The 6519-nt window shown below is 63.5% G+C and carries 7 protein-coding genes and 1 pseudogene; all 8 read left to right on the top strand.

The window, feature by feature from the left end; genetic code table 11:
* Positions 1-115 (top strand): annotated as a pseudogene (locus DFK10_RS03480) (IS5/IS1182 family transposase); the annotation flags it as partial.
* A 28-nt stretch (positions 116-143) separates the two neighbouring features.
* Positions 144-743 (top strand): outer membrane beta-barrel protein, encoded by a 600-nt coding sequence (locus DFK10_RS03475; protein WP_217810047.1) that lies wholly within the window; start codon positions 144-146, stop codon positions 741-743.
* Positions 744-1089: 346 nt separating this feature from the next.
* Positions 1090-1371 carry a preprotein translocase subunit YajC gene (gene yajC, locus DFK10_RS03470; RefSeq protein WP_109386597.1) on the top strand — a complete coding sequence of 94 codons (282 nt, stop codon included), beginning with the start codon at positions 1090-1092 and terminating at the stop codon, positions 1369-1371.
* A 71-nt stretch (positions 1372-1442) separates the two neighbouring features.
* Entirely contained in the window at positions 1443-4079 is a 2637-nt protein-coding gene (gene secD / locus DFK10_RS03465; RefSeq protein WP_109386595.1) for a protein translocase subunit SecD, read from the top strand.
* 66 nt (positions 4080-4145) lie between these two features.
* Positions 4146-4862 carry a sulfite exporter TauE/SafE family protein gene (locus tag DFK10_RS03460; RefSeq protein WP_109386593.1) on the top strand — a complete coding sequence of 239 codons (717 nt, stop codon included), beginning with the start codon at positions 4146-4148 and terminating at the stop codon, positions 4860-4862.
* 3 nt (positions 4863-4865) lie between these two features.
* Positions 4866-5219: an Mth938-like domain-containing protein gene (locus DFK10_RS03455; RefSeq protein ID WP_109386591.1), complete on the top strand. Its 354-nt coding sequence runs from the start codon at positions 4866-4868 to the stop codon at positions 5217-5219.
* A gap of 22 nt (positions 5220-5241) precedes the next feature.
* Positions 5242-5859: a heme ABC exporter ATP-binding protein CcmA gene (gene ccmA, locus DFK10_RS03450; protein WP_109386589.1), complete on the top strand. Its 618-nt coding sequence runs from the start codon at positions 5242-5244 to the stop codon at positions 5857-5859.
* Positions 5856-6512 (top strand): heme exporter protein CcmB, encoded by a 657-nt coding sequence (gene ccmB / locus DFK10_RS03445; RefSeq protein ID WP_109386587.1) that lies wholly within the window; start codon positions 5856-5858, stop codon positions 6510-6512. The genes ccmA and ccmB overlap by 4 nt, the downstream gene beginning before the upstream one ends.
* The last annotated feature ends 7 nt before the right edge of the window (positions 6513-6519 follow it).

Raw genomic sequence — 6519 nt, 5'->3', positions numbered from 1 at the left:
GATCATGTTTGGTAGGTTGAAGGATTGGCGGCGTGTGGCAACCCGCTACGACAGGTGCCCGAAGGTCTTCCTGTCAGCCATCGCCCTCGCAGCACTCGTCATCTACTGGCTATGAGTCCTGACCCTAGGATTGGGGAATGGAAATGAACGGATACAAAGCCTTGGCGCTTGCAACCTGCCTGTCGATGGCAACCGGCACCGCGACCGCCGAAGAGGGGTTCTATTACGGTGGTGCACTGGGTTTCGCGAAACTCGAGAGTCAGAGTGCCGGCATCGGCCGTACCGAGGGTCAGGATGCAACTTTGGGTGTGGTTCTCGGATACCGCTTTTCGCACGATGACCAAAGCTGGTTTGGTGTCGAGGGCACGCTGGACGGCACAACGGGTCAACGCATGACAACTGTTGGTGTTCCTGTAGAGTCATGCAGCGACGAGTCTCCTGATTGGTGTGAAGTGCGTGGCATCGCGCGGGTCAGGGGGGTCTATGGCGCGAAGGTGACCAGTGACATCGAGGTGTTGTCCATGGTTGGCGTGGCCGCTGTCGCCGGTCTGGCCGAAGATGGGGTGGGCAACTATGTCGATACCACTGCGACCGGCTTGACGATCGGGGTCGGTGGCCAACGTCCCATGGGTGGCGGCATGGGGCGGCTGGAGTTCGTCTATGACCGTTTCGAGGGCAGCAATCCGGGGGATTTCGAGAAGACCCTCGAAATCTTTTCCTTGCGGACCGTTTTTACGTTCTGAAAGCCAACACGTTGATGGCGTAAGGGGGCGGGATCACCGCCCCCGATGTCGTCATGCCGATCCAGCCTATCGACCTTGCTCCAGTCGCTTGTGCGATATTCTTGCCTTGATGATTGTTCCGTAAATGCCGCTTGCGACGGCCAGCAGGTATCTACGTCGCCGATTCAATTCGATCCTGCTCGCTAATCTTGCCCTCGTGAAACCCTGACGCATTGCACCCGGGGGCGCTTTGCCCCATATCGCCTTTCAAGCCCGCGCGGATGCGTTGCCAATCGGCGGCGCAGCAATTACCGTGCCGCGACTTCGACGACCGGGGGGTGCCCGGCCAACAGACAAAGGACGACCGATGGAAGCGCTTGGACAGTTCATTCCCCTTATCCTGATCTTCGCGATCATGTATTTCCTGCTGATCCGCCCGCAGCAGAAGAAGCTGAAGGATCACCAGGCCATGGTGAACGCCCTGCGCCGGGGCGACCAGGTCGTCACCCAGGGCGGGCTGATCGGCAAGGTCACCAAGGTCAAAGAGGACAATGAGCTGGAGGTCGAGCTGGCCGATGGCGTCAAGGTGCGCGTCGTGCAGTCGACCATCGCGCAGGTCCTCAACAAGACCGAGCCCGCCGAGGGCTGAACCGAACGGGGCCTTCATGGCCCCGTTTTTCATGGCAAGGGGCCTGGGGCAGCCGGGCAGGGGCAGTTTCGATGCTACAGATTGATCTTTGGAAGCGTGTGGCCATCTGGCTGATGGTGCTGGCGGGGGTCCTTTTGGCCCTGCCCAACGCCTTTTACAGTCGGGTTGAGCAATCCAACGACGCCGAGGCGGTGATCGCCGAGGGGATCACCGACGCCGCGTTGGAGGCGCAGGCCGCCCAATGGCCCACATTCCTGCCCGATGGGTTGGTAAATCTCGGTCTCGACCTGCGGGGCGGCGCGCATCTGCTGGCTCAGGTGCAGGTGGAAGAGGTTTACGACCGTCGGATCGACTCCATGTGGCCCGATGTGCGCGACGTGCTGGCCGCCGAACGCGATGTGGTGGGCTTCGTCAGCCGCGAAGAGAATGCACCCTCCGGGCAATTGCACGTGCGCATTTCCAACACCGAGGCGATGCCGCGGGCGCTGGAGCTTGTGCGCGGTCTGGCGCAGCCTGTGGTCTCGCTGACCGGGGCCGCGTCATCGGACCTCGACGTTCAGGCGCGCGACGGTGTTATCGTGGTGCAATTGTCCGAGGCCGAGAAGGCCGCCAGCGATGACCGCACCGTGCAACAGGCGCTGGAGATCATCCGCCGCCGGATCGACGAGGTCGGCACCCGCGAGCCGAATATCCAGCGTCAGGGCGCGGATCGCATTCTTGTCCAGGTGCCCGGCGTGGGCAGCGCGCAAGAGGTCAAGGACATCATCGGCACGACCGCGCGCCTGACCTTCCACCCGGTTGTCAGCCGCACCGCCAATGGCGAGGCCAGCCCCGGCGCGGGCAACATCATCCTGCCTTCGCTGGACGAGGAGGGAATCTTTTACATCGTCGAACGCACGCCGGTCGTGTCGGGCGAAGAGCTGGTCAATGCCCAACCGACGATGGACCAGAACAACAGCCCCGCGGTCAATTTCCGGTTCAACACCGCCGGGGCGCGTGCCTTTGGCGATTACACGGCCGAGAATATCGGATCGCCCTTTGCCATCGTGCTGGACGACGAGGTCGTCAGTGCGCCGGTGATCCAGTCGCACATTCCGGGCGGCTCGGGGATCATCACCGGGCAGTTCACCATCGAGGAAACCACGGAGCTTGCGGTGTTGCTGCGGGCCGGGGCCTTGCCCGCCGAGCTGATTTTCCTCGAAGAACGGACCATCGGGCCCGAGCTGGGGCAGGACAGCATCGATGCGGGCACCATCGCCTGTATCGTCGCCTTCATCGCGGTGCTGATCTACATGGTGCTGAGCTATGGCCTGATCGGGGTCTTCGCCAATATCGCGCTGATCATCAACATGGCGCTGATCTTCGGGGCGCTCAGCCTTCTTGGGGCGACGCTGACCCTGCCCGGGATCGCCGGGATCGTGCTGACCATCGGCATGGCGGTCGATGCCAACGTGCTGGTCTTCGAACGGATCCGCGAGGAACGAAAATCTGCCAAGGGTCCGGCGCGGGCGATTGAGCTGGGCTATGAGAAGGCCCTGTCGGCCATCGTCGACGCCAATATCACGACCTTTATCACGGCCTGCATCCTGTTCTTCATGGGGGCAGGGCCGGTGCGAGGCTTTGCCGTGACGCTGGGCCTCGGCATCCTGACCTCGGTCTTCACGGCAATCTTCGTCACCCGCCTGCTGGTCATCATGTGGTTCGAACGCAAGCGGCCCAAGCAGCTGTTCACGGGCAAATACCTGCGGCTGGTCAAGGAAGACACGTCCTGGGATTTCTTCAGCCGCTCCAAGCTGTGGCTGGGCATTTCCTCGGTTCTGGTGGTCGTGGCCTTCGTCAGCTTCCTGCTGCAGGGCCTGAATTACGGGATCGACTTCAAGGGGGGCACCACGATCCGCACTGACAGCCCACAGGCGGTCTCGGTCGCGGATTATCGCGCCGCGCTTGATCCGCTTGAGCTGGGCGACGTGACGATCACACAGGTCTTCGATCCGACATTCGCCGCGGACCAGAACGTCAAGACCGTGTCGATCCAGGCCCAGGAGGGCGAGGAAAGCGTCACCAACGAGACCATCGGCGCGGTGCAGGAGGCGTTGCGCGCCATCGACCCGGACGTGACCTTCCCATCGGTGGAATCCGTCGGGCCGACCGTATCCGGCGAGCTGATCCAGACTGCGGCCATCGCGGTGCTTCTGGCGATTGCGGCGGTGCTGGTCTACATCTGGATGCGGTTTGAATGGCAGTTTGCCTTGGGCGCGGTTGCGGCGCTGGTTCACGATGTTGTTCTGACCATGGGTATTTTCAGCGAATTGCAGATCAAGTTCGATCTGGCCATCATCGCGGCCATCCTGACCATCGTCGGCTACTCGCTCAACGATACCGTGGTCGTCTTTGACCGCGTTCGAGAGAACCTGCGAAAATATAAGAAGAAAGAGCTCAAGGAAGTGCTCAACATCTCCATCAACGAGACGCTGAGCCGAACCTTCATGACCTCGCTGACCACGCTCTTGGCGCTGATCTCGCTTTATATTCTGGGTGGCGACGTGATCCGGGGCTTCGTTTTCGCGATGATCTGGGGCGTGATCGTGGGGACCTATTCCTCGATCTTCGTGGCCTCGACGATCCTGCTGGTTCTGGGCGTCAAACGCGACTGGTCCAAGAAGGACCCAACGCAGGTCTCCAACCAGTTTGGCAATATCGACGCCTGAGATTGGCCCTAACGATTCGCAGGACCGCCCCGCAATGTCGGGGCGGTTCGCGTTTGCAGGGGACATATGGAAATCTGGCTGATCCTGACCTGCCTGATGGCAGGGCTTGTCTATGGCTTTGCCGGCTTCGGCGCGGCACTGGTCTACATGCCCATTGCCGTGGCGCTGGTCGATCCCGTGATGGCAGTTGCCGCCTTCGCGGTGGCATCGCTGGGGTCGATTCTGACCGTGGTGCCGCAGGCCTGGCCGCAGGCGGACCGGCGCGCCACGCTGACCATGCTGGCCGCCGCGATCGCGCTGGAGCCGCTGGGCGTCTGGTTCCTGCGAACCAGCGATCCCACGGCACTGCGCTGGGCGGTGTCTTGCGTGGTTTTCGTCACGCTGGCCGCTCTGCTGGCGGGCTGGCGCTACCGCCAGGTTCCGGGCCTCCCGGCCTGGCTTGGCGTTGGGGCAGGGGTTGGCTTTCTGGGCGGTTCGGTCGGCCTGAATGGGCCGGTCCTTGTTCTGTTCCAGCTGGGTGGCCGTGACGAGGTCGCCCGCACCCGCGCCAACACGATCATCGTGCTGTCCTTTTCCAGCTTTGCCCTTCTGCCGGTCATGGGCCTGCAGGGCGCCGTCACGCGCGAGGCGGTGATGACGGGTTTCATCATGCTGCCTGCCTATGCGCTGGGCGGTTATCTGGGCCGCCGGCTTTTCATTCCGGCCCGGGCTGGCCTATACCGGGGCACGGCCTACGCCATCATAGGGGTGGCGGGTGTGATGGGACTGCCGATCTGGGGGTGAAGGATGCGCCTGAACGAAGTTGTTTTCGATGATGCCAAGCCGGTGGACGGTTATGGGCCGGGGTTCTTCCGCATCGGCGGAGAGGTCGTCGAGGGCGCGGTCGTGATCTCGCCCAAGGGTGTCGAGGGATGGGACGGGATGGAGGATACCGACCGGCTGGTCGCATTGGCCCCGGACATCGATGTTCTGCTGGTCGGCACCGGCGCCGAGATTGCACCGCTTCCAAAGGGCTTGCGCGACCGGCTGGAAGAGGCGGGAATCGGCGTGGAGTTCAGCGCATCGCCGGCCGCTTGCCGCACCTATAACGTGCTACTGGCCGAAGGGCGCCGCGTCGGTTTGGCACTGTTGCCGGTCTGAGCCTTGCGCTATCGGTAGGCCCATGAGTTTGCATGTCAAAGACCTGAGCGTGGCCCGCGGCGGGCGCCCCGTGCTGCAAGGGGTCAGCTTCGATTGTGCCCCGGGTGATGCGCTGATCCTGCGCGGCCCCAATGGGATCGGCAAGACAACGCTGTTGCGGACGCTTGCCGGGCTGCAGCCCGGCCTGTCCGGAGAGGTGGACTTCCCCGAAGAAAGCGGTGCCTATGCCAGCCATGCGGACGGTATCAAGGCCCAGCTGAGCGTGACCGAAAACCTGACCTTCTGGGCCGAGGTTCATGGCGGCGTGCTGGATGACACCGTGTTGGAGGACTTCGACCTTGTCGACCTGCGGGACCGGCTGGCCGGCACGCTGAGCGCCGGACAGAAGCGCCGGCTGGGGCTGGCCCGACTGGGCGTGATCGGGCGCAAGGTGCTGTTTCTGGACGAACCCACCGTGTCGCTTGATGGGTTCTCGGTGAAGATGTTCGCTGACTGGCTGCGCGACAAGCATCTTGGACAGGGGGGCATCGCGGTGATCGCCACCCATATCGACCTCGGACTGGAGGCCCCGGTTCTGGACCTGACGCCCTACAAGGCCGCGCAGGACGCCGCAGGCGGCAGCGACGAGGCCTTCCTTTGATCGCCCTTCTCAAACGCGACCTGGCACTGGCGGTGCGGGCTGGGGGCGGCTTTGGCCTCGGCCTGGCGTTCTTCCTGATCGTGATCGTGCTTGTGCCCTTCGGGGTCGGCCCCCAGGCCGAGCTTCTGACCCGCATCGCGCCGGGCATTCTCTGGGTCGCGGCGCTGCTGGCCGCGCTGCTGTCGCTGGACCGGATCTTTGCGCTCGATCACGAGGACGGGTCACTGCCCTTGCTTGCGACCTCACCCCTGCCGCTGGAGGCGGTGGCGCTGGTCAAGGGCGTCGCCCACTGGATCACGACCGGTCTGCCCCTGACGCTGGCGGCCCCCGCGCTGGGCTTTCTGCTGAACCTGCAACCCAGTGCCTATGGCTTCCTGCTGATCACCTTGCTGGTCGGCACGCCCGCCCTGTCGATGATCGGCACGTTCGGCGCGGCCCTGACCGTCGGGTTGCGGCGCGGCGGGCTGCTCTTGTCGCTTCTGGTGCTGCCCTTATATATTCCGACGCTGATCTTCGGCGCAGAGGCGGTGCGGCGTGGGGCCGACGGGTTCTCGGCTACCAATGCGCTCGTCCTTCAGGGCGGCATCACGTTGGGTGTTTTCGCGTTCCTGCCATTCGCCACGGCGGCCGCGCTTCGGGTCAATCTGCGGTGAACAGGCA

The organism is Salibaculum griseiflavum (assembly GCF_003129565.1).
Taxonomy (GTDB): Bacteria; Pseudomonadota; Alphaproteobacteria; order Rhodobacterales; family Rhodobacteraceae; genus Salibaculum; species Salibaculum griseiflavum.
Note: the sequence above shows the minus strand (reverse complement) of the source record. Positions and strands in the feature narration are given on the sequence as shown.